Raw genomic sequence first — 22,942 nt, forward strand, 5'->3', positions numbered from 1 at the left:
AGGTTAATGATGTGTTATGGGCGTCAATAAGCCATCCGGTCGAAAGACCTAACGAAAGCAAAAGAGAGCGGTGAAGGCGGAATTCGCGGCTCTTAGACAGTGCACGAGAGAGATCGACCCATCGTTCTCTCACATGGAGGCCTTAATGCAGGTTCAGAACTTAGCTAGTTCGGATCATTGGGATCGTGTGAAAAAAGAACTAAAAAATGAACTCGGAGAGGACGTCTTTTCAAATTGGTTCGGGAGGGTAAAGCATGAAGAAACCGTTGGTGATTCAGTCCGTTTATCCGTTCCAACGCGCTTTCTGAAAAACTGGATAAAGAGCAACTACGAAAAGAAGCTTGTCGGTCTTTGGAAGCGCGAAATCGACGATATCAATCGCGTTGAACTGACGGTTCGCGGTGCTCTCAGACCACGCCAGCTCAAAGTCAACCAGCCCCCCAAGAGCATCACCGCACGCAGGATAAGCGGGCGTCCGGCACCGTTCGAAAGCGTGCCGCAAATCGGCTCTTCTGCAGGCATTGCGGATATTCCCTGCCTGGCGGACACGGGCGAAGAAGCTGCCGCGGAATTTCTGAGCGGGGCAGCGCTCAATCCGAAACTGACGTTCGAGTCCTTCGCGGAAGGGGCATCCAACAGCCTTGCCTGCGCGGCGATCCGGCAGATGGCCGCGGATCATGATGGCGCGCTGCCGTTGCTTTTCATGCATTCGAGCACTGGCATCGGCAAGACCCATCTGCTTCAGGCAGCAGCGTCAGAAGCCAGACGCGCTGGCCGTAGCGTTGCCTATCTTTCGGCCGAATTCTTCATGTACCATCTTGTGCCAGCGCTGCGGACACCCGCGTTTCCGGTTCTGCGGCAGGCCATGAAATCCATAGATCTTCTGCTGGTGGACGACCTTCAATTCCTGCACGGGAAACAGGGACACGACGAGTTCAGCAGAACGCTGGACATCCTGATGGAGGCACCGCGTCAGATCATCATGGCATCCGACAGGGCTCCGGACGCGTTGGGGACCCTGAGCGCCAAGGTGATGCAGCGGATCCAGACCGGCGAAGTGGTCTGCATCCAGGCAACCGACTACGCGCTGCGTCACGACATTCTCAGGAAACGCATAGTCGCAGCCCGGCGCACGCATCCGTCCTTTTCGGTTCCGGACCCGGTTGCCGATTACATCGCCCGGTATGTCATTTCATCGGCGCGCGATCTGGAAGGCGCGCTGAACCGGCTGTTCGCACACAACCAACTGACCAAACAGCCGGTTACGATGGATCTTGCGGAAAAGACGCTTCACGATCTCGTCCGCATCGGTGAGCCCCGCGCGATCAAGGTCGAGGAAATCCAACAGGTGGTGTGCAAGCATTTCAGCGTCACCAAGGCGGACCTGCTGTCGTCCTGCAGGGCACGCATCCTGGTGCGTCCGCGACAGATCGCGATGTATATCGCGAAAGTCGTCACCGGCCGGTCGCTACCTGAAATCGGCAGACGCTTCGGAAACCGTGACCACACCACGGTGCTGCACGCGGTTCGCAAGATCGAAGACATGATCTCGAAAGACGACACGCTGGCGCAGGAAGTCGAACTCCTCAAGCGCCTGATCAATACCTGACCGGTGTCAGGGCACTCCTGCCCTACCGGTAAACGACGGCACTTGAAAGTGCCGTCGCAAAGGCAACCGGCGTTCAAGGATCCGGTTGCCAATAAAACCCTCCCACCCCTCAAGCCGCGAAAGCGGCTTGTTTTTTTGCCGCTTGACAGACGGCATCAGGCAACCTACCTACAGCGCCGGTTTGAAGGAGCCAGCCGCCCGCAGGCGTAGGCTGAGGTGAATTCCTTCCAGCGAAACACAATCGTTGACGTCTCGACCTTCACAAGACCGTGCAGGACTTGGCAATGCGGGCCCCAACGGAAGGCAATTGCCTTTTGACCCTGCCTTTCTTGAAAGGTAAAACCATGACACTTCCAAGTGTATCGGAGCTGAAGTCGCAGGCGAAGCGTCTGCGAAGGGCTCTCAATGAAAACGGCCAAGTTCTCTCTCACAGCCAGGCGCTCGAACTCGTTTCGGCGCAACATGGTTTCCGGGACTGGAATACGGCCTGTGCAACCGCATCCCGGCCCTGTGACTTCGCGTTTTCGGTTGGAACCCGGGTGAGCGGCACCTACATGCAGCAGCCATTCCGGGGTGAAATCAGAGCGCTTTCGAAAACGGGTCCCAAGGACCAATACCGCGTGACCGTGCAATTCGATGAGCCGGTTGACGTGGTCACGTTCGAGAGTTTTTCCGCGTTTCGCAGCCGTGTGACCTGCCTCGTGCAGCCGGACGGCATTGCTGTCAAGAAAACCTCGAACGGCGAGCCGTACATGCGCCTCGCAGTTGGCGACTAGGCAGAGCCGGGTGGGCACATCGAGTGTCCGCCCGGCTCACTGGACCTGAAGACGCCCGGCCATGCGGTGGTTCCGGCAGCACGTGGCGGAAGGAACCGAAGGGCGCGGCCCGCGATAGCGCTGGCAATCAATCAGGACACGTTGCAATATCCTGTCCCAAGGGGGACACGATATGCATCGCCACGGATCAAGCGCCGCAAAGCACCTGACGACCACGGGGCTGCTGCTGTTGTCCGGTCTCTGTCTTCTGGTCATTTTGCTCCAAGACGTGCGGGCGGCCGTCATGCCGGGGGGAAACGGCGGCTGGCTGGTCGTTGCAAGCCGTCCGAGCGCCCCGGAGGCGATCAACACGGCCAGGGGATTTGCCAGCCGGTTTCCGCAAACAACCGTGTTTCAATCGAACAACGGCTGGTTCGCGGTTTCGCTCGGATGGATGACCCAACCGGACGGCAACCGATACAGGGCAAGCCTGATATCTTCCGGTGCCATTCCCGGAGACAGCTATTTCCACAACGGTCAGCGCTTCCAGTTTGCCATCTGGTCCGCAACAGGCGTTACTGGTGGCGCATCCCAATCGCTGTTCGCATCGACCCGCATTTCCGCGCAACCTCCGGGACGTCCCGCCCCTGCACCGTCCGCCCAGCAGGCCTACGTTACCGGCCTTGATCCCACAGGCGACAATTTCCTGTCCCTGCGCACGGGACCAAGCACGCGGTATCGCGAAATCGTCAGAATGGGGATGAATACGCCGTTGACCATTCTCGGCCGAAGCGGCGCCTGGCTCAATGTCGCACTCGCAGACGGGCGCACCGGCTGGGCCTATGGAAAATACGTTGCAAGCGGTCCCGGTTATGCCCCAGCAACGGTCGCGCCTGCGCCTGTCGCACCAGCCACCGTTGCCAAGAGATCCATAACGCCGCCCAGACGCGGTGTCGTTGGTGATCTGGGCGCGACCGGAGACAATTTCCTGTCATTGCGAACCGGTGCGGGTACCCGCTTTGCGGAGATCGCCAGGCTGCTTGAGGGAACCGGCGTGACCATGCTGGCGCAGCAGGGCGCGTGGTTTGAAGTGGAGCTCTCCAACGGCATGCGCGGATGGGCCTACGGCCGGTATCTCGACGCGGCCCGGCCACAGCAAAGCGCGTCCACAAATGTCCCGACGATCGGTCCGGACAAGCCTCGCGACGTTTCCCCCGCGCCACCATCGTCATCAGATGAGTTGAGCCAGACCAAACCGAACCTGCCGGATCTCGGAGCTCTTCCTGAAGGAAAACGCGTTGCGCTTGTCATCGGCAATTCCGCTTACGAGCACGCGCCCGTGCTTCCCAATCCCAAGAACGATGCAACGGACCTGATGGAATCGCTCGAGCGTCTGGGCTTCACCGTGATACTCGGCCTCGACCAGAACAAGGTGGCGATGGAAAGCACCGTCAGAGACTATGTCCGGACCATTCAGGATGCCGATGTTGCCCTGTTCTTCTATGCCGGCCATGCCATGCAGCTGAGCGGCCGGAACTATCTCATTCCGATCGATGCGAAACTTGAGGACCAGACAGCGGTCGATTTCGAGACGATCGAACTCGGCACGCTGCTGGACTACATGAACGCGCCCGGACGTCTTTCGGTCGCGTTGCTGGATGCCTGCAGGGACAATCCCCTGTCGCGCCGGTTTTCGCGCAGCCTCGGGGTGAGCAGGAGCTCGCAGGTGGAACGCGGCCTTGCCGCACCGCAGGCCGGCGGCGGCAACATTCTCATCGGCTTCGCGACAGCCCCGGGCGAGGTCGCGCTGGATGGAGACGAAGACAACAGCCCGTTCACGACCGCGCTTCTGTCCCACATCGAAACCCCCGGTCTCGAAATCGAGATCATGATGAAGCGGGTCAAGGCAGACGTCTACGATGCCACGCGGGGAACGCAGTCTCCCTGGCACAACTCCGCCCTGCGTCGCGAATTCTACTTCAGGAAGTAGGCGCGTCAGGCGGGATGCGCAGCCGGGCAGCCACAAGATGCCCCGGAACCGGTTCGCCTTCCTCAAGCCGCACCGTTATCGGTTCCATTGCCAGAATGTCGAAGCCCGCGGATGCGAGAGCGTTTCGAATGTACCCTTCGCTCTGCGCAAACCTGTTTTTCGGCCCGACCATGTAGGGCTGACCGCTCATGACCGGATCGGGAAGCGTTTCGGTGGAGAAGGCCAGATAGCCACCGGACGAAAGCCGCATCACGGCGCCACTTAAAAAGGGTTCGACGGCGCCGAGATAGGGAAGCACATCGGTGGCCGTGATCAGGTCCCAGGCCGGCCTCTTTCCGTCCTCATCCTCGAATTCCTGCAGAAATTCCACCGCCTCGCCGACATAAAGGTCGTCATAAACATCCCGGTCAAAGGCAAGTTCGACGATCTTTTCCGAAAGATCGACGCCGGTTCGATGCACCGTGCAATCGAGGAGCGCCATACCGGTCAACCCGGTTCCGCAACCCAGATCAAGCAATCGGCCGAATGACGACAGACCCAGACGGTCAAACAGGTCGCGCAAAAGCAAAGGGACGCAATAGCCGAGTTCGTCGACGAGGATGTCATCGAACACATCCGCGTGCTGGTCGAACAGCGTCGCGACATAGGCGTCCGGCATCTTGACCGGCGAAGTGGCCGCGCCCATCGCGGCAAGCCGGATACTCACACCGCCGGTATCGTCCGGATCCAGGGCCAGGGCTTGCCGGAAGGCCTCTGCCGCACCCTTGAAATCGCCGGACTTCTGAAGATCGAGGCCACGATTGTATGCGTCGGCCAGCGCGTCATCATCCGCATCGTCCGGAGCCTTCGCCTCTTGGTCATCATCCTTGTTCATGTCTGTCAGCTGCCTGTCACTCCGCATCCGGTCTGCCTTACACCGGCGCAATTCCCATTGCACGGGAAATGAGGATGCGCGGGTCAGAACAGATCGAGCTGACTGGTGTCCGGCTTCGGTTTGCTCTTCCTGGCTTCTTGCGCATGCCCGCCAGCTTCGTCCAGGACCACCGGGGCCTGGATATCCGGATCGTCGTTTGCCACCTTGTTCACCCGGTTGGACACCGGCGTTGCCACAAGATAATCGTCTTCGACGGGCCTTAGGAGCGTGCCTGCTTCCTTCCTGTCGACATTCGCCGTATCGAGCCAGGTGTCGAACTGGTCCGGCTTCAGAATCACAGGCATGCGGTGATGGATCCCTGACATCATCCGGTTCGACCCGATCGTGAGAATGGCGCCCGTGTCCATGTCACCACCGTCCGGATCGGACCAGGTTTCCCAGAGACCGGCAAACGCCATGACCTCACCGTCGGCAGGCCTGATCCAAAAGGGCTGCTTGCTGTCACCGGTCCGGCGCCATTCGTAGAATCCCGATGCCGGAATGAGGCAGCGGCCATGGCGCATCGCGTTTCGGAATGAAGGTTTTTCGGCCGCAGTCTCCGCCCTGGCATTGATCAACAAAGTGAAACTGGAAGGGTCCTTGACCCAGGAGGGTATGAGACCCCAGCGAACGAGATGGAACCGGCGCGCCTCATATTCATAGCGAACGGTCGCGATGGGCTGAGTCGGCGCGATGTTGTAGCGCGGCGGAAAGTTCGGCTGGTCCCTATAGCTGAAAAAGTCCCGGACAGCATCCGGTGGTGTCGTAAGGGCAAGGCGTCCGCACATCGCGTTTCTCCTGTCCGTCCCGCCCGGGCAGCGCGATATTCTCTGCTTAAGGACCGGTCACTGGGCTAAAGTTAGGCAATTGGAAACAAAAAAGAAGTAGCCTATTTCTGAAGTCAATAACCAGGGGGCCGGTATGGAATGTTTGGATCCAGTTTTGGGCGCCGGAGATCTGGCCGCCGAACGGCTGGAGCAGGCGAACATCAATCCGCAGACCGGACTTGCCACTGATTATCTCAATCACTTCAACGAAGTGATGATGCTTCTCGAAATGCTCCCCGATATGCCCGACTGTTCGGACGATGTTCTGGAATGGGGTCCGCTAGACTATGAAGGCCATTTCGAGAACTCGACCTTCAAGGACAAGCAACTCGCTATCAGGGCCTATTACGCTGCACCTGCGTATCTGCGGGAGCATCTTGAAGGGCATGTCTCAGGCATCAACGACCTTGTCGGCGAAATTCAGGAACAGCTGCGCCAGACCGACGACGCGGCATCCGTCGCCGGCGACATCGCCTACAAGGCAACACACGAGATCAAGCCGCTGATTGCGCTTGCCGGAGCCGTCATTCACGGTCATGTTGAACCGGAAGCCACACAGCACGAAGGGGATGCGGCACAGGCTGAAATCGACGCCCTCTTCGCCTGATCTCCCGTCGACCCCGATCCGAAAGCAAATCCATTCATGTCCCGCTTCTATCCGGATGCGCCGCGTGTGGGCGTCAGCGTCCTGTGTCACGACAAGGGCCGCGTGCTGCTGATCAAACGCGGAAAAGACCCGTTCAAGGGATTTTGGAGCCTCCCCGGCGGGCTTGTCGAACTCGGCGAACCGCTCCTGGAGGCCGCCAGACGGGAACTCTGGGAAGAAACGCGAGTTGAAGCGGATCTGTTCGAACCGGTCGAGACATTTGATTCCATTCAGTTCGACGACGAGGGCAAGGTCCTGACCCATTTCATCCTGACCGTCTTTTGCGGTGCGCTCCGGTCCGGAGAAGCGATCGCAGGGGACGATGCGAGTGCCATTGACTGGGTTCGTCCGGAGGATCTCGATGGTCGTCCGACAACACCGGGCACAGCCGACCGCATCCGCCGGCACATCCCGCTCTGAACCCTGCGCACATAACGCTCACAGAGGTTTGCGGAGCCGTGATTTCCCGACTTCGGATGCGCCGGGCAAGATGCCCCGGCGCTCGGCGAATGGAGGCGTGCATGCAGATCCAGCACATTTGGATGTTTCTTCTGGCGATAAGCGGTTTCCTCGTGTTTTCGCTTCTGACGCTTCTTTCTCCGGCACAGGCGTCTCCGGAGCATTGGCGGCAGGCCGGCTTTTCGACCGACTTTTCCGTCCATTCGGTCGATCTGGGAACAATCTTTTCCGGCGGGCCACCCAAGGATGGCATACCGTCGATCGATGATCCGCGCTTTCAGCGCGCTGATGAGATCGATTGGCTGCAGAGCAACGAACCCGTAATTTTCCTGGAGCTGGAAGACACCGCCAAAGCCTATCCCTTGCAAATCCTGATCTGGCACGAAATCGTCAACGACCGGATCGGCGATACCCCGGTATCGGTGACGTATTGTCCGCTTTGCAATTCTTCCGTCGTGTTTGATCGCCGCATAGACGGCACGGTTCTCGACTTCGGGACCACGGGGCTTTTGAGGAACTCCGATCTGGTGATGTATGACCGGCAGACCGAAACCTGGTGGCAGCAGTTCACGGGCGAAGGGATTGTCGGGACGCATACGGGCCGCGAGCTCAAGATGATTCCTTCGCGCGTCACTGCCTTTGAAGACTTTCTTGAAAAGCATCCGGAGGGCGCCGTGCTCGCACGTCCCACGTTCTCGCCACGCAGCTATGGAACCAACCCTTACGCCGGATATGACAGCCGCTCCGCACCCTACCCGTTTTTCCAGGGAGACCTGCCGGACACGATCAACCCGATGGCTCGTGTCGTCGTGGTGCGCGATGCTGATCATATTTTCGCAGTCTCCCTCGAACATGTCCGAACGAACGGTCCGGTTGCCGTTTCCGGAGACATAAGCGTTCGATGGGCCGGTGAGCAGGCGTCCGTCCTCGATCAGCGCGAGACGGAGCGCGGACGCCCGATCGGATCGGTTGAAGCTTTCAAGGCGGTGGACGGTGAGCGAACGCCCCTTGTTCACGACGTCACATTCGCCTTTGTCGCACACGCATTCCATCCCGATGTGGCAATTCTTGGGATCACTTCACCGTAGCGCTTGAAGTGCTGACCGGCGGCGCGCATGATCCGCGCATGAGAAACGGTCAGATTTCCGGGTTCATCCGGCGGACGTTTATTGCCTCCGGCTTTGTGCTTGCAATGCCGGTTCAGGTTGTGCTTGCGCAGCAGCCAGGCATCGACGCCCCGCCCTATGAACAGCAGCTCATGCGCCTGTCGGAGATCTTTGGCGCGCTTCACTTTCTGCGGCCGCTCTGCGACGAAAACGACACTCCAAGCTGGCGCGACCAGATGGAGGACTTTTTAGATGCAGAAACGGTTAACGAAAATCGACGACGCAGGTTCATCGAACGATTTAATCAAGGTTATCGTGGATTCTCAGTTGCTTACAGAGACTGTACAGACGCCGCGCGTATCGCAATGGTACAGTATTTGCGCGAAGGCGAGACCATTATCAGCGATGTGACAAGCCGTTACGGGCGATAATCCTGTCGAAATCTCTCAAACGTTACGAGTTGGTTAACCTTTTGAATCAAATTTGTGGGTGGGCGTTAAGTTTGCGTTCACGGTTGCTTATCACCACAGATCACCGTGCTAGGATCAGGTAATGAGATTCGGGAGAGGGACACGCGGGAGTTGTCTCCACGGGTTCGGGACAGACCGGTAAGGGAACGAATGATAAACGACGATTATGCTGAAGCGGCCATGGATGCCGAGTTTGCCGAAGACGAAGATATCCGGCGTGCTGCGCTCGGTTTCATTTCTGATGCCTGGGCTGAGGCGATTGCCAACGGTGTCGATGCGGATGCCGTCGCTCATGCGGCCATGTTCACCGCACTCGCCGATCTTGTGGCTGCCTATGGTGAGGATGCTGTCGCAAAGCTTGCCGAAGGACTGCCGGATCGCATCCTGCAAGGCGACTACACGGTGAACCGTGTTCTCCAATAGACTTCAAGGTCCTGACGACGAGAGGCCGGCACTGCCGGCCTTTTTTGTGTCCGCAGCTGCCTCAGCGACCCCAGAGACCGGCAGCGTGGCTGATACCGTTGATCGCAAGATCCAGATAGATCAACCCTCCGAAGACAATCAGCGCAACCCCTGCAATGTGATTGATCCGGTCAAGCCATTGATCATCGATTTTTGCCTTGAAATGTGTCACGACCGCTGAGACGAAAACCCACCACGTCGTGGCGCCCGCGGACACTCCCGCAACCATCATCAATGCGCCAAAATTGTCGCCATGTTCGGGACGATAGTTTCCAAGCGCGCCGAAAATGAAGGCGAAGAAGAAAATTGTCCCGGGATTGGTTATGGCAATGAAAAAGGCAGCTGTTGAATCGCCAAGGTAACTGTATTCCGCGTCATTGGCGTCGTCCTTCAGATGGGGATGCGTGTGCCAGATCTTAAGCCCGAAGATGATCAGCAGCGCGCCGCCGACCACCTCGATAAGCCGCAGTTGACCGTCAATGAAGTTGGTCACGGCCGAAACACCGAAGATGGCAGCGGCGGCGAAAACCGTATCGGCGACGACGGCACCCAGTCCGACGAAGACGCCATGGCTGAAACCGCTTCTGACGGCGTGCTGGATCGCCATGACATTAACGGGTCCGACCGGCGCGGTGGTGAGAATGCCGATGAAAAAGCCGATCAGCACGTATTCAAGAACAGTCACGGCCGGTCCTTTTTTCTAAGGGTCAGGACTCATTGGCAAAAAAGCACTGGGCCCTTCGATACCGGCCCGACGATTTCCTGACAAGCACAGGAAATTCATTCTTGTCAGGTTTGCAGTCTTGCATGAATTGTTTAAGGAATGTCCCGGGCGGGCGAAAGGCATCATGTCTGGACGTGGGAGATTGCCATGAAGCAGGTTTTTTGGATTGCAGGCCTGGCCATTTGCCTGTTCCCGGCTCCGGGAATGGGTAAGAACGTGACCACGGAGACCATCCAGCTCGCGCCGGACGCCGGGCCCGGGACAGCGCCGATACCTGACGATCAGCTCAAGGTGCCGCAGACCGCGACTTCCCCTTCCTCCGACAATGCGGACACCACAAACACACCGGCTGACCTCCCGCCACCGCAAGTCCTCTACAACACCGCGGTCCTGCCGAAGCCCGTCGCCCGCATGCACGCACAGCTGAAGGAAGCCGCGGAATACGGGGACCTGCAACGCATACGGATGATCCTGGAGAGCAACGAACTTCCGCCGACACTTTCGTTCACGGAGATCGGTGACCCGATCGATTTTCTAAAGGAAAGCTCGGGCGATGGAGAAGGCTTTGAAATTCTCGCGATCCTCGCCGACACGCTCGACAGTGGTTTTATCCATGTCGATGTGGGCACGCCGCAGGAAATGTATATCTGGCCCTATTTCGCCCGGTACCCGCTGGAAGGTCTGACACCCGACCAGAAAGTCGAAATGTACCGCATCATCACTGCCGGCGACTTTGCGGAAATCGAACAATTCGGAGCCTGGACCTTCTACCGTGTCGGTATCGGTCCGGACGGAACACTTCACTATTTTGTCGCCGGTGACTGATCGGTATTGCGGGCAGAGAGAAAACCCGCGTGCAAGAAACAAAGCGCGGGTTCAGCCCGAACGTGTCAGCTGACAATCTCCAGACCTTCGTCAGCGCATACTCTGGCAACCCATGCCATGTCGAGTTCGGGTTCGGGTTTGGGCCACTCACGTGAGCCTGGCGCCAGTTTTGTTCCACAAGTCCGGAAGACGTTTTCGTGGATCGAACCTGGAACGTTGAGTATCAGCATTTCAGCGTCCTCGCCGCTCGTGTTGCGGAACGAGTGCACTTCACCGCGTGGTACTTTCACAAACTGGCCTTGCACTGCGAGAATGGTTTCGTTTCCCACCGTGAATTCGATCTGCCCTTTTTGAACAAAGAAGGATTCCTGATCGTTCATATGGCGATTGGGCGGTGCACCGGCACCACTTGACAGGATCGCACTACAAAGAAAATACCCGTCTTCCTTGCTCGAGGAATGAAAGTCCATGATCATTCCCATGAGATAAAAAGTCTCTGACATATCGCTCCCCCAACGCTCAAAGTCAGTTGAAAAACCCTGTTTTATTTTTTGTATTACTCTTCGTAACACGACCAAAAACGCAAAAAAACCTAGTAAATTTCGGGACAAACGCTGGATCGGCAGCCAATACAAGGCACATACGGTCTGCCCCGGCACGCACGCACCGACACGAATTCTTCCGGCAATTCAGGTGGATCAGTTTCTGGTCAGCTCAGCATAGTCGGCATATCCCCGATAAAGTCTGCGGAACCGGAGCCCGTGTTCCGATTGCGAAGCCATGGCTTCTAGCTCCGCTTCAAGACCCGCACGCGGTGTGACGTGGAACGACTTCAGCCAGGAAAAGAGCAACTTTGCAAACCAGCGCGGCAGCCCCTGCTGCTGTCCGAAATCGACAACGTGAATGCGTCCGTCTCCCTTGAGACGGGATGCGCCTGCCTGCAGTGCTTCCCGCCAGATCGGGATCATTGACAGCGTGTAGGAGTAGTAGACCCGGTCGAACCCGGGCACGCCGAAGCCTTCGGTGGCGGAGGGATTTGCGGCATCCCCCTCGATCAGCGTGATCCTGTCGCTCAGTCCCGCGTTCTCAATGTTTCTTTTCGCTGTCTCCAGCATGTGGCGGGAGATATCCAATCCGTAAAAGCGTGCATCCGGATAGAGTTTTGCCGCCGCGATCAGATTGCGCCCCGTACCGCATCCCAATTCGAGCACATCACCGCCAGCCGGAGGCTTGAGTTCCCTGATCAGGTGATCGCGCCCCAGCAGGTAGTACTTGCGCGTGACATCATAAAAATGCCTTTGATGACGATAGACGGCATCCATCAGTCTTGCAGTTTCGACCGCACCGCTCATGTCAGGCTCCGATCCCCTGCTCAGCCGTTGTAGACGTAGAGATGGAAGCCGCCATAAATGGACGAGCGGTCCTGTCTGCCCAACTCAAGGCTTTCCTGTTCTTCATAGGTCCAGCGGTCCAGCGTTTCGTCGGCAACGCGCCCAGGGAGAAGGGTCGGTTCGGCGGCGGTCCGGAAGACGACCCTTGCGCCAGGGCGCGCCGTCCGCGTGATTTCCGACCAGAGCACATTCAACTGCGCATCGGTCATCCAGTCCTGCGCATCAAGCAGAACATAGGCATCCAGGCTGTCGTTCTCCACCGACTGGAGATGTTCCGTGAAGTTCCGGTTGAGGACACGGACACGACCGGCACGGGCGCGGATTTCCTCGAAATGCGACCGTTTCAGATAGGGTGGCAAAGGTCCGGACTCGCCGGACGGTTCACCGGACTGCGGAGCATATCCGCGCCCGAACGCCTGCCAGGCGAAGTAGTTGTCCTTCATGGAAAAGTCGCAGGCGAGCTTTTCCAGGCGATCCTTGAGAACAGCTGACATGTCGCCCTCGGCGTTGGCCGATACCAAGGCGTCATATTGCGCGGGGGGAATGCCGAGACCATAAAGCGACATTTTCTTCGAGGTTGCCCAACGTACAAGCCGCTTGTCGAACAGAGGCGCCAGGGCGCTGTCGAAAAAGGTGCGCTGCTCTTCGAGCGAGCGTGTCTTGACCATGTGTTTGGGATCGATGCCGTAGAGCCTTGCCACGAGATGGCCGACACCGATGCAGTAGCCGAGCAATCCGTGGTGATAGAGGTCGCGCGAAAACAGCGTAATGCGCTTGCGGCCCCAGTTGGCGATGTCGCGGCCTTCCCAGTAGGCGATGGTTTCCGCGTCCAGATTGTCCCGGAGAAAGCGATTGTAGGCCGCGACATTGGCCTTTTCATCTGCTTCACCGAAAAACCGGTAAAACGTCTCGTAATTCGGGAAGTGCTTCGCAGCGGCGAGCTTCAGCCGGCCCAGTGCAACATGCGCCCGGTTGAGATCAACGGCCGTGATTTCCGCTGGGTTGGCCGTGAGATAGGACATGACATTGCAGCCGCCGGAGGCGATTGCAATCATGCGGGAGTCTTGCGTCAGGCGCAGCGCCTTCATGTCGACATCCGGATCTTCCCAGATCTGGGGGTAGACCAAACCCTTGAACGCAAATGTAAAGAGACGCTCCAAAATGCCTTCGCGAGAGGTGGCGTCTGAGCGGTGAACCGCATTGTTGAGCCGTTTCTTGGATGCTGTGAGCGTGCTCTGCGCCATGATTTTCTCCCGGGTCGCCGCGCGAATAAACAGCCTTCCGATACGTGAGTGAGACGACAATTTGGTGACGCTGGAGCCAAAAACCGAGGTTATCCGGATAATAAAAAACCCCCGCGCAAGCGGGGGCTTTCAATTTGGCTCGCAAGCGCCGCGATGCGGTCAGCGTGTGATCACGACAAAGTCGGTGCCGAGGCCGGTGTTGCGCTTGAAGCTCCGGTCCGTGATCGTCAGCGAAGTCCCTGGCGTCAGCATTCTGGAGAGTTCGCGCGCAACCTTTTCCGGAATGTCGATGCGGTTCAGGAGGTCATCCGAAGACCCGCCCCGGTCGCCTTCGGCGGAAACCGCAATCCACTCGACGTTGCCCTCACCCTGTTCGAAATCGAGCGCGGTGTAGACATGCGTCCCGATTTCCTGTTCCAGATGCCTGATGGAAACCGGTGCGGAATAGATGTCCCTGAATTTGCGGCGGACGCGAAGTGTTGCGTTGTGGCTCTTCTCGTAACCTGCATCCAGGTGAACACGTGCGATCAGGGCGTCGCTTACCTTTTCCGTCACGGGCTGATCGGTGATCTCCTGGTAGAGACCGATCGCGGCACGGGTCTTGCGGCCGACAACACCGTCCACGGGACCCGCCTTGTAGCCCATTTCATTGAGCAGCCGCTGCAGCACCTTGATCTTGTTCGGCTGCTTGCGCGGTGTGATGATCATGCGAAGCGGGCGATCGAAATGCGGGTTCTCGGGCTGTGCAACTTCAAGGGCCGCCCGGAGCGTCGCCGGGCTGATCGCACCGCGCAGTGCCGGATCCGCGTCGATTGTGGACCCGGACAGGCTGGCGACTTCCGTCGCCGGAACGAAAGGCTGCGGCAGGACCTCATGACGGACCGCCTGCGGTGCCGCAGAGCCTCGGGTCACGACGACATGCATGCCGCGGTTGGTCATCTTGTAAAGCGACTTGGCGAAGGAGCGCGGCAAACGAATGCAGCCATGCGAGGCCGGATAACCGGGCAACTTGCCGACATGAAGTGCAATGCCCGACCAGGTCAGGCGCTGCATGAATGGCATCGGCGCATTGTCATAAAGGTTAGAGAAGTGCTTGCGGCGCTTTTCAAGGATCGAGAAAACACCCGTCGGCGTGCTGTGGCCGCGCTTTCCGGACGAAATCGGCGATTGCTCGATCAGATCCAGGCCGCGATAGACCTTGATCTGCTGGTCGTCAATCGACACGAGCATGTGGATTGGTGTCTCGTCGACCGCATCCTTGGCGGTATCGGCTGCTGTATCACGTGCAACGGCTGTCGAAACGGCGCCGGCTGAAAAAATCGCGGCAGTGACGAGAACGCCAAGTCTGCCTTTACGCATAAACTGAAACATTTTGACGACATCCCTGAGCTCTCTAACGCTGAACCCTGAAGCTCCCTGAAAGCTCTACTCAAAACCCTTTTAGATCGGGTTAGGAAACACAGTTACCCGTTGGTTTCCTTCCCGTGTTTGCAATACCACCTTGTCAGTTTAGGCAGGTTAGGACTGTTATTCACATCACAAATTGTTCGGATGGTTTTCAAACATGCACAGGCGAGCGAACGCGCACGTTTTCGAACGCGCTCCTGCGCACCTTGCCCGGGAGACCGGGCGCAGACTTCATTGCTAATTTTTGAGCCCGTCCTGAAACAGGACCGCCTCGCCCTGCGACGGCGTGGTCAATTCGCCGTCCCACATGATCCTTTGACCGCGGACCATCGTTCCCACGGGCCAGCCGGTGACTTCCTTGCCGTCATAGGGTGTCCAGCCGCATTTGGAGGCGATCCAGTCGTTACGGATGGTTTCGCTGCGTTTGAGGTCGACAATGGTGAAGTCGGCATCGTAGCCGACCGCGATGCGGCCCTTGCGCGCCGTCTGGAACAGGCGCGCCGGCCCGGCGCTTGTCATGTCGACGAACCTTGCCAGGCTGAGGCGCCCCTTGCTGACATGATCAAGCATGATGGGAACCAGGGTCTGTACCCCTGTCATGCCAGACGGCGACGCCGGATAGGTCTTCTGCTTTTCTTCCAGAAGATGCGGCGCGTGGTCGGAGCCGAAGACATCGAGAACTCCCTGTTCAAGGCCCCACCACAAGTGCTTCGAATGACGCGGTTCGCGCACCGGCGGGTTCATCTGCACCAGGGTTCCCAGACGCTCATAAGCCTCGTCCGTCAGCGTCAGGTGATGCGGGGTCACTTCGATAGAGGCAACGTCCTTGTGATCGATCAGATAGTCGACCTCCTCTGCCGTCGACAGATGCAGAATGTGGATCTTCGCACCCGTTTCACGCGCAATTGCGACCAGACGCTGCGTGCACTGCAAGGCCGTCGTTACGTCCCGCCAGACAGGATGCGAGCGCGGGTCGCCCTCGATCCGCTCGCCCTGGCGGTCCCTGAGACGGAACTCGTCTTCCGAATGGAACGCTGCGCGGCGGCGGGTTGCGGAGAGGATGTCGCGTACCCCGTCATCGTCTTCGACAAGAAGGTTTCCAGTCGACGAGCCCATGAACACCTTGATGCCGGCCGCGGCGGGAAGGCGTTCGAGCTCCGGAATGTCCTTCACGTTCTCCCTCGTCCCGCCGACCCAGAAGGCAAAATCGCAATGCATCCGGTGGTGCCCGCGCCTGACCTTGTCGGCAAGAGCGCCTTCATCGGTCGTCAGCGGGTTTGTGTTCGGCATCTCGAAAACCGTCGTGACACCGCCCATGACTGCGGCACGTGAGCCTGTTTCAAGATCTTCCTTATGGTCAAGGCCCGGCTCGCGGAAATGCACCTGGGTGTCCATGACACCCGGCAGAACGTGCAGCCCGGTGCAGTCGATCACTTCGCCTGCCTGTGCGGCGACAAACGACCCGATGCCGGCAATCCGTCCGTCCCGGATGGCGACATCGCGAACACCTTCCCCGTCCTGATTGACGACGCTTGCCCCTTTCAGGATCAGGTCATAGGTCTCGCTCATGGAATATCCTCCGGAAGTCTCTGGCTCAGGCTTGTCCTTCTACCGGGCTTATACGCGCGCGGCAGAAAAAGAACCAGATGCGTGAGACGAAATCCCAACCTTGTCGTGCGCATTCAAAAGAACTATTTCGCCGGTAGACATCCGTTGTGACACCTTATGTTCCAGGAGCCCCTCTTGCCGTCCGCCAAGATTGCCCATCTCACTGACCGCGCCCTGATCCGGATCGCCGGAGAAGACGCTCATCACTTTCTGCAAAACCTTGTCACCGCCGACATCGAGGAGACAGATGCAAATGGCGCTTCCTCGACAGCATTGCTGACCCCGCAAGGTAAGATCCTGTTCGACTTCCTGATCTACCGGACAAGTGACGGCTATCTCGCGGACGCACCGTCCACTGCCGCCGCCGACCTCTTGAAACGCCTGACCTTCTACCGGCTGAGAGCAAAGGTCGATCTTGAATTGCTGGGGGCGGATTCGGGTGTCTTCGCCGTCTGGGACGGCCCGGTGGAGATTAAAAGCGCGCTTGTGGCTGCCACCGACCCCAGGACCCCCCTGCTTGGCCAGCGCATCGTCGCGCCCGTTTCAGCATTGGCCGGTCAAACGACCGCGAGCGAAGCGGACCTGGAGGCCTATGAGCGCCATCGCATCGCAACGGGTGTGCCGGAAGGTTTGAAAGACTATTCCTACTCGGATATTTTTCCGCATGACGCCGATCTCGATCAGTTGGGCGGCGTCTCCTTCACGAAAGGCTGCTATGTCGGACAGGAGGTGGTCTCCCGGGTTCAGCACCGGGGCACGGCACGCAAGAGGTTCGTTCTCGTCGAGGGCGGTCGCGCGCTCCCCGAAAAGGGCACACCTGTGACGGCAGATGGAAAAAGCGTTGGTGAAATCGGTTCTTCCATCACGTCGGAAACGGGCGAAAGTGTCGGGCTCGCACTGCTGCGCCTTGACAAGGTTGCCCAGGCCAAAGACAACGGCAGCCCGTTACACTGCGGCGATGTAGAGATTGCGGTCCGTATTCCTGACTGGGCCGGCTTTTCCTTTCCAGAAAAACATGTCTCCGACTGAAACCGCCCGAACGCACCAAGGATCAACACCAATCGCCCGTCCCGATCAGCCTCCCCGCGCCTGGCAGCGCATGTTATCAGGCCGTCGCCTCAATCTGCTGGACCCCTCGCCACTTGATGTCGAGATTTCCGATATCGCGCACGGGCTGGCCCGCGTTGCGCGCTGGAACGGACAGACGCACGGCGATCATGCCTTCTCCGTGGCGGAACACTGCCTGGTTGTCGAGGATATTGCACTGAAGCTGAAGCCGGACCTTTCGCCCGACTGGCGTCAGGCCGTCCTTCTGCACGATGCGCCTGAGTATGTCATCGGGGACATGATATCCCCGTTCAAGGCGGTGATCGGCGAGGCCTACAAGGCCGTGGAGGCGCGCCTGCAAGCGGCCATCCATCTGCGTTTCGGCTTGCCCGCCGAGATACCCCAGACAGTCAAAAAACTGGCGAAACGGGCTGACATGATCTGTGCCTATTTCGAGGCTGTGGAACTGGCCGGTTTCGATGAGACGGAAGCGGCCCGGATTTTCGGCCGGCCGACCGGTTTTGACGCGGCCAACGAAGGAACCCGTGGCTATGGCCTGGAGCCGATGCCAGTTGCCGTGGCGCAAAAAATGTTCCTCAAGCGGTTCGATGAAATCGAAAAGCTGCGCGAAGCTGGGAACAACAGGAAAAGCGGACACGCAAAGGCGTGACCTTCCCAGCGAATGACCCTAATTTACAAGATGAAACGATAACTGTGGTTCCGTCATGCTGCACGTGTGCTCCCTTTCGAAACTGAACGATACCGTCGCTTCGACCGGCGCAAAGTCGGTTGTCACGCTGATCAACGCCGAAATGGATGTTCCGACCCCTGAAGGCGTTGCACCCGAACGGCATCTGTTTCTTGCCTTCAACGACATTGTCGAGCAGATCGCTGGCCTGACACCGCCCAACGAGAAGCACATTGAAGACCTTCTGACCTTCGTCAAGGACTGGGACAGGAGCGCTCCACTGGTGATTCATTGCTGGGCGGGCATAAGCCGGTCGACAGCGGGGGCCTATGTGGCTGCCTGCGCGCTCAATCCCGAGGCGGACGAGTACCGGCTTGCAACGCTGCTGCGCGAAAGTTCCGCGTCGGCGACCCCGAACGCCCGTCTGGTTGCGATGGCAGACAAACTGCTTGGCCGGGAGGGGCGGATGATCGACGCCATACGCGGCATTGGTCGCGGCGCCAATGCTTTCGAGGGCACCCCGTTCATCATGCCGCTCGATTAAAGGATCAATTCAGGGAGCATTCATGCCGAACAGGCACGCCAGTATCGAGATCGGGTTGAACGCGGTCGTCGTGTCCGTTTCGGACGGACTGCCGCAAATCGTACACGTCAACGACGAGAACGACGCCGAACTCGACAGCCTGCCCTACGGACCTTTCGACCCGATCCGTCACAGAACAATCGAAATCGGCCTGAGATCCTGGGTGGAAAGCCAGACAGCGCTGCGCCTGGGATACGTGGAACAGCTCTACACGTTCGGGGATCGCGGGCGACACCGTGTCTCCGGTGACGAGGGCCCGCACGTCGTGTCGGTCGGGTATCTGGCCCTGACGCGCCAGACGGCTGATTCAGAGAACACGCTTGCAAAGCACAATTCCGCCTGGCGGTCCTGGTACGACTATTTTCCCTGGGAAGACTGGCGCGCCGGCAGGCCCGCCTTGCTGGACACAGACATTCTGCCTGCGCTGGAGGCCTGGGCAAAGGAACCGCCGCCGGAAGGGGAGCCTCCCAAACCTCTCGATCGTCAGGAGCGCGTGCGTCTGGCTTTCGGCCTCGAGGCCTCGCATTGGGACGAGGAAAGGGCCCTGGAGCGGTATGAACTGCTTTATGAGGCAGGTCTCGTCCCGGAGGCTAAGAGAGACGGTCGTCCGGCGGCGCTGGATCGCAAGGACCTGCCCTATCTCGGTGTCTCCATGCGGTTTGATCACAGACGCGTCCTTGCGACGGCCATCACGCGCCTGCGCGGCAAACTCAAATACCGGCCGGTCATTTTCGAGCTGATGCCGGAAGTCTTCACTCTGACGGAACTGCAGACATCCGTGGAAGCCATCTCAGGCCGGCATCTTCACAAGCAGAATTTCAGGCGGCTGGTTGAAAACGCAGACCTCGTCGAACCGACCGGAGCGACGTCAACCGCGACCGGAGGGCGGCCAGCGGCACTCTTCCGCTTCAGGCATCAGCTCATGAGCGAGCGTCCGGCACCTGGCTTGAGGCTGGGCAACCGTTAAGACCTTCTTAAGAAATTCAGGTAGTAAACCGTTCGTGATCGTAGCCTAACACCTTGCGACATTAACCATAATTCTGCGCCGCGCAGAAAAAATATCGCGAATACCGGTCAATTTGGCTCTTATTAACGCTCTTTCAAGGTTAAGCCAGCATCCTGATTTCCGGCGCCACTGTTTACAGAGCGTTAGTGCTTATCTCCCGGCGCTTCGGGACGGTGTGAAACGAGTTGGAGTTGGCTGCGTATGTTTGGCCCTGGATCCCGCGTTGGAATGCAACTTTTTCTGAAAGTGACGCAGAGCAAGACGCCGGCGCATGTCCGCCTGCGCCGCCTGAAATACGCGCTTGCCGCAAGCCCGCTGATGTTTTTCGGACTGGGCGGCTCAATCGGGGATCAGGATATCTTCGCATTGATCAACGCGCGCCACGACCAGTCTCCCCGCTGGATGATGGCGCTTGAACCGGCGAACTTCACCACCAGGATTACGCCGAAGCTGGCTCTCGGAACGCCTGCGGTGCCGGACTATACGAGCGCGCCGGTGCTTACGCTGACTTCGGCCGAAAAGGGAACCGAGGCGCGTCCTCTCTATGGCATGGGCGACGTCGTCGCGAGCGCACGGCCGATTGACATTCCCGATGAAATCGCAACGAACAAGTCCGCAAAGGGCAACAGGAAAATCACGGTCGCACCTGACCGGCATCTCGTCGACCGGGCAGCCGGCACCGTCTACGCGATGTCCAGCCTGATCTCCAACGAAAAGAAGCACGAAGACCTGCCACGGGTCGCGTTCGTCAAACCCCAGCCCCTTGACTCAAAGGAAAGCAGCCGCCTCGCGGAGGCCGGAAAAGAAGGACTTCTTGAGGAAGGTCCGCTGGATCTTCAAAAGCTGATGATGGCGCGCAACGCCGCGGCCGCCAGCTTTTCCCTCGTTTCCGCCTATGCACCCGACAGCGTGAAGGAAACCAAGGAGCCCTTCGACGCATTGTTCGGTGCAGCCAAATACGAGCAGGAACTGCCGCCGGCTGAAGACCCGAACAATCCGCACTGGTGGGCGCAAAAACCGCTGCCGCTTTCCGTCGGTTCCAAAAAGGAACAGCGGTGCCTCGCCGAAGCCATCTACTTTGAGGCACGCGGCGAAACCGAAGAGGGCCAGGTGGCCGTCGCCCAGGTTGTTCTGAACCGGGTGAAGAACCCGTCCTATCCAAATTCCATCTGCGGCGTCGTCTACCAGAACAAGCACAAGCGTAACCGCTGCCAGTTCTCCTTTGCCTGCGACGGAATCAAGGACCGCATTTCAAGCAAAGGGGCCTGGAAGACCGCCAAACGGCTTGCGCGGGACGTTTCCGACGGCAAGCAGTACCTCAAGATGGTCGATGCCTCGACGCACTACCATGCGACCTACGTGAACCCGCGTTGGGCAAGATCGATGGCGAAACGCGGACAGGTCGGTCTGCACATCTTCTACAAGACCTATGCCGGCGGCTGGAACTAGCGCCTTTTCCGGTCAGTCGTTCGTCCTGAAGACATTGGTCACCACGTAGGTGGCCAGCAGCACCACGTGAAAGCCCAGGAGCGCCGCGACCTGCAGCGGGTCGATGTGGGAAAATTCGAGCAGCTCACTCAAAACGTGGATCGACGCGATAATGACGATCGTGGACACGATCCGGTGCTTCATGCGGCGATAGGCGCGTTCGCTCTCCTTGATGAAGCCCTCGCCATAGGCGGAGGATTTCAGCCGGAAAGTGTTGTAGGTGTTGTTCGCGACCATGACGACAAGGTTGGCAATGAACACCATGTCCAGGAGATTTAGGATCAGCAGGATCGTTTTCTTGCGGTCCAGAAACTCGTAGCTCGATACCGCATCGTAGATATCAACGAAGAACGTGATCAGAAACAGCACCATGCCTACGGACAGACCGATCAGCATCGGGACTTGCGCAAGACGCGTGAGTCTGTGCGCAAGGTCAAACTCGCTCGCGCTGTCTTTCGCCGGTTTCTGCTCGCTCATCGCCCTACCACGCACTCTCGCCTCAACAGTGTGTCCGCCACGCTAGATCGCGGCGCTCCGGCAATCAATATCCAGGGTCAGGACTCATTCATTTGGATGGATTGGCAGGGATGAATTTGTTCGGATACGAGGCGCAATGTTGCAGGAAACCGTCCGGTTTCCAAGGATTTGCAACGGCGTTGCCGGGTAAATTCATCTTATCTTTCCGGAACGCAAGAACGGCTTCGATCCGCACCCTCAAACCGCTTGACCGGGCAGCAAGCCCGCTTGTCGCGCTTTTGCTTGCAGCTCATCGCCGTTTGCCGCGCCAATTCAACCAGATGAATGGGTCCTGACCCCGGGAGATTTCTAGCCGATATCTATGTCGAGCCCGAGATCGAGAACCGGAGCCGAGTGCGTGATCCAGCCGGATGAAATCAGATCTACGCCGGATTCGGCAACCGCTCTGACCGTATCAAGCTCTATGCCCCCGGATGCTTCCAGAAGTGCCCGCCCGTCCGTGATTTCCACGGCCTTGCGCAGTGCGTCGGGTTTCATGTTGTCGAGCATGACGACATCAGGTCCTGCATCAAGCGCTTCTTTCAGTTGCTCCAGCGTATCGACTTCGACCTCGATCTTCACAAGATGACCGGCGAAGGCCTTGGCCGCCTGGATGGCCCTGGTAACGCCGCCAGCGACCGCGATGTGGTTGTCCTTGATCAGGATCGCGTCGTCGAGCCCGAACCGGTGATTGGCTCCGCCGCCGCATTTGACGGCGTATTTTTCAAACGCGCGCAGGCCCGGAGTTGTCTTGCGCGTACAGACAATCTCAGCTTTCGTATGGGAAATCCGGGTGGCGAAAAGAGAGGTCGCCGTCGCAATACCGGACAGGTGTCCGAGAAAGTTGAGCGCAACGCGCTCAGCGCTCAAAAGTGCACGGGCCGGTCCCTCGATTCGCGCGATCGTATCCCGGGGCGCAAGATCATCTCCATCCTGCTTCAGTGCTTCAAACGAGATTGCGGCTTCGGTCTCCCGGAATGCGCTCTCGGCAAACCGCAGCCCGGCCAGAACCCCGGTCTTGCGCGAAACGATAGAAGCGACCGCGCGCGCGTCAGACGGCAGCGTCGCCTGGCTCGTAATGTCGCCGGCCCGTCCCCAGTCTTCCAGCAGGGCCGCTTTGACGGCGTCATCGATCATCAATCGGGGCAGCTCGGGAAGTCGGTTTTCAGTCATGAAGC

Annotated in this window: 24 protein-coding genes; 14 read left to right on the plus strand and 10 right to left on the minus strand. The window is 58.7% G+C overall.

The window, feature by feature from the left end:
* Positions 1-145: 145 nt before the first annotated feature.
* The 3 genes from dnaA to RDA78_RS28980 all read left to right on the plus strand — a co-directional run bounded on the left by dnaA (position 146) and on the right by RDA78_RS28980 (position 4,354).
* Positions 146-1,609 carry a chromosomal replication initiator protein DnaA gene (dnaA, locus tag RDA78_RS28970; RefSeq protein WP_434053204.1) on the plus strand — a complete coding sequence of 488 codons (1,464 nt, stop codon included), beginning with the start codon at positions 146-148 and terminating at the stop codon, positions 1,607-1,609.
* A gap of 344 nt (positions 1,610-1,953) precedes the next feature.
* Positions 1,954-2,385, plus strand: coding sequence for a glyoxalase superfamily protein (locus RDA78_RS28975; protein ID WP_434053205.1), 432 nt, complete (start codon positions 1,954-1,956; stop codon positions 2,383-2,385).
* Between the two features lie 172 nt (positions 2,386-2,557).
* Positions 2,558-4,354, plus strand: coding sequence for a caspase family protein (locus RDA78_RS28980; protein ID WP_434053206.1), 1,797 nt, complete (start codon positions 2,558-2,560; stop codon positions 4,352-4,354).
* Here RDA78_RS28980 and RDA78_RS28985 read toward each other — a convergent pair.
* Entirely contained in the window at positions 4,344-5,228 is an 885-nt protein-coding gene (locus RDA78_RS28985) for a methyltransferase (RefSeq protein ID WP_434053207.1), read from the minus strand. The two genes, RDA78_RS28980 and RDA78_RS28985, sit on opposite strands and share 11 nt — an antisense overlap.
* An 83-nt stretch (positions 5,229-5,311) precedes the next feature.
* A complete protein-coding gene (locus RDA78_RS28990) occupies positions 5,312-6,055 on the minus strand; it encodes an SOS response-associated peptidase (RefSeq protein WP_434053208.1) in 744 nt (247 codons plus the stop codon).
* A gap of 133 nt (positions 6,056-6,188) precedes the next feature.
* Here RDA78_RS28990 and RDA78_RS28995 point away from each other — a divergent pair, with 133 nt between their 5' ends.
* From RDA78_RS28995 to RDA78_RS29015, 5 genes are all read left to right on the plus strand, one after another.
* Positions 6,189-6,701 carry a hypothetical protein gene (locus RDA78_RS28995; RefSeq protein ID WP_434053209.1) on the plus strand — a complete coding sequence of 171 codons (513 nt, stop codon included), beginning with the start codon at positions 6,189-6,191 and terminating at the stop codon, positions 6,699-6,701.
* A gap of 36 nt (positions 6,702-6,737) precedes the next feature.
* Positions 6,738-7,160, plus strand: coding sequence for an NUDIX hydrolase (locus tag RDA78_RS29000; protein WP_434053210.1), 423 nt, complete (start codon positions 6,738-6,740; stop codon positions 7,158-7,160).
* Between the two features lie 101 nt (positions 7,161-7,261).
* Positions 7,262-8,287, plus strand: coding sequence for a DUF3179 domain-containing protein (locus RDA78_RS29005; protein WP_434053211.1), 1,026 nt, complete (start codon positions 7,262-7,264; stop codon positions 8,285-8,287).
* Positions 8,288-8,325: 38 nt separating this feature from the next.
* Positions 8,326-8,736 carry a TIGR02301 family protein gene (locus tag RDA78_RS29010; RefSeq protein WP_434053212.1) on the plus strand — a complete coding sequence of 137 codons (411 nt, stop codon included), beginning with the start codon at positions 8,326-8,328 and terminating at the stop codon, positions 8,734-8,736.
* A 189-nt stretch (positions 8,737-8,925) separates the two neighbouring features.
* A complete protein-coding gene (locus RDA78_RS29015) occupies positions 8,926-9,198 on the plus strand; it encodes a hypothetical protein (protein ID WP_029063820.1) in 273 nt (90 codons plus the stop codon).
* A 61-nt stretch (positions 9,199-9,259) separates the two neighbouring features.
* On the opposite strand, the gene RDA78_RS29020 is transcribed toward RDA78_RS29015, so the two are convergent.
* On the minus strand, positions 9,260-9,922 hold the full coding sequence (locus RDA78_RS29020) for a LysE family translocator (protein WP_434053213.1): 663 nt from the start codon (positions 9,920-9,922) through the stop codon (positions 9,260-9,262).
* Between the two features lie 186 nt (positions 9,923-10,108).
* Here RDA78_RS29020 and RDA78_RS29025 point away from each other — a divergent pair, with 186 nt between their 5' ends.
* Positions 10,109-10,786 carry a hypothetical protein gene (locus RDA78_RS29025; protein WP_434053214.1) on the plus strand — a complete coding sequence of 226 codons (678 nt, stop codon included), beginning with the start codon at positions 10,109-10,111 and terminating at the stop codon, positions 10,784-10,786.
* Positions 10,787-10,851: 65 nt separating this feature from the next.
* On the opposite strand, the gene RDA78_RS29030 is transcribed toward RDA78_RS29025, so the two are convergent.
* The 5 genes from RDA78_RS29030 to RDA78_RS29050 all read right to left on the minus strand — a co-directional run bounded on the left by RDA78_RS29030 (position 10,852) and on the right by RDA78_RS29050 (position 16,397).
* Entirely contained in the window at positions 10,852-11,289 is a 438-nt protein-coding gene (locus RDA78_RS29030; protein WP_434053215.1) for a cupin domain-containing protein, read from the minus strand.
* Between the two features lie 195 nt (positions 11,290-11,484).
* Positions 11,485-12,138, minus strand: coding sequence for a class I SAM-dependent methyltransferase (locus RDA78_RS29035; protein ID WP_434053216.1), 654 nt, complete (start codon positions 12,136-12,138; stop codon positions 11,485-11,487).
* A 20-nt stretch (positions 12,139-12,158) separates the two neighbouring features.
* Positions 12,159-13,421, minus strand: coding sequence for a DUF3419 family protein (locus RDA78_RS29040; protein WP_434053217.1), 1,263 nt, complete (start codon positions 13,419-13,421; stop codon positions 12,159-12,161).
* 159 nt (positions 13,422-13,580) lie between these two features.
* Positions 13,581-14,792 carry a L,D-transpeptidase gene (locus RDA78_RS29045; protein WP_434053218.1) on the minus strand — a complete coding sequence of 404 codons (1,212 nt, stop codon included), beginning with the start codon at positions 14,790-14,792 and terminating at the stop codon, positions 13,581-13,583.
* A 273-nt stretch (positions 14,793-15,065) separates the two neighbouring features.
* Positions 15,066-16,397: a dihydroorotase gene (locus tag RDA78_RS29050; RefSeq protein WP_434053219.1), complete on the minus strand. Its 1,332-nt coding sequence runs from the start codon at positions 16,395-16,397 to the stop codon at positions 15,066-15,068.
* Between the two features lie 174 nt (positions 16,398-16,571).
* Between RDA78_RS29050 and RDA78_RS29055 the strand changes: the two genes are divergently transcribed.
* From RDA78_RS29055 to RDA78_RS29075, 5 genes are all read left to right on the plus strand, one after another.
* Positions 16,572-17,465: a YgfZ/GcvT domain-containing protein gene (locus RDA78_RS29055; RefSeq protein WP_434053220.1), complete on the plus strand. Its 894-nt coding sequence runs from the start codon at positions 16,572-16,574 to the stop codon at positions 17,463-17,465.
* Between the two features lie 70 nt (positions 17,466-17,535).
* Entirely contained in the window at positions 17,536-18,153 is a 618-nt protein-coding gene (locus RDA78_RS29060; protein WP_434053221.1) for a YfbR-like 5'-deoxynucleotidase, read from the plus strand.
* A 55-nt stretch (positions 18,154-18,208) separates the two neighbouring features.
* Positions 18,209-18,715 (plus strand): tyrosine phosphatase family protein, encoded by a 507-nt coding sequence (locus RDA78_RS29065; protein ID WP_434053222.1) that lies wholly within the window; start codon positions 18,209-18,211, stop codon positions 18,713-18,715.
* 22 nt (positions 18,716-18,737) lie between these two features.
* Positions 18,738-19,721, plus strand: coding sequence for an NUDIX hydrolase (locus RDA78_RS29070; RefSeq protein WP_434053223.1), 984 nt, complete (start codon positions 18,738-18,740; stop codon positions 19,719-19,721).
* A gap of 267 nt (positions 19,722-19,988) precedes the next feature.
* Positions 19,989-21,209, plus strand: coding sequence for a cell wall hydrolase (locus tag RDA78_RS29075; protein ID WP_434053224.1), 1,221 nt, complete (start codon positions 19,989-19,991; stop codon positions 21,207-21,209).
* 12 nt (positions 21,210-21,221) lie between these two features.
* On the opposite strand, the gene RDA78_RS29080 is transcribed toward RDA78_RS29075, so the two are convergent.
* Positions 21,222-21,725 carry a YqhA family protein gene (locus tag RDA78_RS29080; RefSeq protein WP_434053225.1) on the minus strand — a complete coding sequence of 168 codons (504 nt, stop codon included), beginning with the start codon at positions 21,723-21,725 and terminating at the stop codon, positions 21,222-21,224.
* Between the two features lie 348 nt (positions 21,726-22,073).
* The gene (gene nadC / locus RDA78_RS29085; RefSeq protein ID WP_434053226.1) at positions 22,074-22,937 is read right to left on the minus strand and encodes a carboxylating nicotinate-nucleotide diphosphorylase; all 864 of its coding nucleotides are present in this window, start codon (positions 22,935-22,937) and stop codon (positions 22,074-22,076) included.
* Positions 22,938-22,942 lie beyond the last annotated feature (5 nt).

Source organism: Roseibium sp., from assembly GCF_051016195.1.
GTDB lineage: Bacteria > Pseudomonadota > Alphaproteobacteria > Rhizobiales > Stappiaceae > Roseibium.

What these genes read in the sequence shown, in the direction of transcription:
- dnaA (WP_434053204.1), top strand. Translation starts at nt 146, where the DNA reads ATGCAGGTTCAGAACTTAGCTAGTTCGGATCATTGGGATCGTGTGAAA.
- RDA78_RS28975 (WP_434053205.1), top strand. Translation starts at nt 1,954, where the DNA reads ATGACACTTCCAAGTGTATCGGAGCTGAAGTCGCAGGCGAAGCGTCTG.
- RDA78_RS28980 (WP_434053206.1), top strand. Translation starts at nt 2,558, where the DNA reads ATGCATCGCCACGGATCAAGCGCCGCAAAGCACCTGACGACCACGGGG.
- RDA78_RS28985 (WP_434053207.1), bottom strand. Translation starts at nt 5,228, where the DNA reads ATGAACAAGGATGATGACCAAGAGGCGAAGGCTCCGGACGATGCGGAT.
- RDA78_RS28990 (WP_434053208.1), bottom strand. Translation starts at nt 6,055, where the DNA reads ATGTGCGGACGCCTTGCCCTTACGACACCACCGGATGCTGTCCGGGAC.
- RDA78_RS28995 (WP_434053209.1), top strand. Translation starts at nt 6,189, where the DNA reads ATGGAATGTTTGGATCCAGTTTTGGGCGCCGGAGATCTGGCCGCCGAA.
- RDA78_RS29000 (WP_434053210.1), top strand. Translation starts at nt 6,738, where the DNA reads ATGTCCCGCTTCTATCCGGATGCGCCGCGTGTGGGCGTCAGCGTCCTG.
- RDA78_RS29005 (WP_434053211.1), top strand. Translation starts at nt 7,262, where the DNA reads ATGCAGATCCAGCACATTTGGATGTTTCTTCTGGCGATAAGCGGTTTC.
- RDA78_RS29010 (WP_434053212.1), top strand. Translation starts at nt 8,326, where the DNA reads ATGAGAAACGGTCAGATTTCCGGGTTCATCCGGCGGACGTTTATTGCC.
- RDA78_RS29015 (WP_029063820.1), top strand. Translation starts at nt 8,926, where the DNA reads ATGATAAACGACGATTATGCTGAAGCGGCCATGGATGCCGAGTTTGCC.
- RDA78_RS29025 (WP_434053214.1), top strand. Translation starts at nt 10,109, where the DNA reads ATGAAGCAGGTTTTTTGGATTGCAGGCCTGGCCATTTGCCTGTTCCCG.
- RDA78_RS29030 (WP_434053215.1), bottom strand. Translation starts at nt 11,289, where the DNA reads ATGTCAGAGACTTTTTATCTCATGGGAATGATCATGGACTTTCATTCC.
- RDA78_RS29035 (WP_434053216.1), bottom strand. Translation starts at nt 12,138, where the DNA reads ATGAGCGGTGCGGTCGAAACTGCAAGACTGATGGATGCCGTCTATCGT.
- RDA78_RS29040 (WP_434053217.1), bottom strand. Translation starts at nt 13,421, where the DNA reads ATGGCGCAGAGCACGCTCACAGCATCCAAGAAACGGCTCAACAATGCG.
- RDA78_RS29045 (WP_434053218.1), bottom strand. Translation starts at nt 14,792, where the DNA reads ATGTTTCAGTTTATGCGTAAAGGCAGACTTGGCGTTCTCGTCACTGCC.
- RDA78_RS29050 (WP_434053219.1), bottom strand. Translation starts at nt 16,397, where the DNA reads ATGAGCGAGACCTATGACCTGATCCTGAAAGGGGCAAGCGTCGTCAAT.
- RDA78_RS29060 (WP_434053221.1), top strand. Translation starts at nt 17,536, where the DNA reads ATGTTATCAGGCCGTCGCCTCAATCTGCTGGACCCCTCGCCACTTGAT.
- RDA78_RS29065 (WP_434053222.1), top strand. Translation starts at nt 18,209, where the DNA reads ATGCTGCACGTGTGCTCCCTTTCGAAACTGAACGATACCGTCGCTTCG.
- RDA78_RS29070 (WP_434053223.1), top strand. Translation starts at nt 18,738, where the DNA reads ATGCCGAACAGGCACGCCAGTATCGAGATCGGGTTGAACGCGGTCGTC.
- RDA78_RS29075 (WP_434053224.1), top strand. Translation starts at nt 19,989, where the DNA reads ATGCAACTTTTTCTGAAAGTGACGCAGAGCAAGACGCCGGCGCATGTC.
- RDA78_RS29080 (WP_434053225.1), bottom strand. Translation starts at nt 21,725, where the DNA reads ATGAGCGAGCAGAAACCGGCGAAAGACAGCGCGAGCGAGTTTGACCTT.
- nadC (WP_434053226.1), bottom strand. Translation starts at nt 22,937, where the DNA reads ATGACTGAAAACCGACTTCCCGAGCTGCCCCGATTGATGATCGATGAC.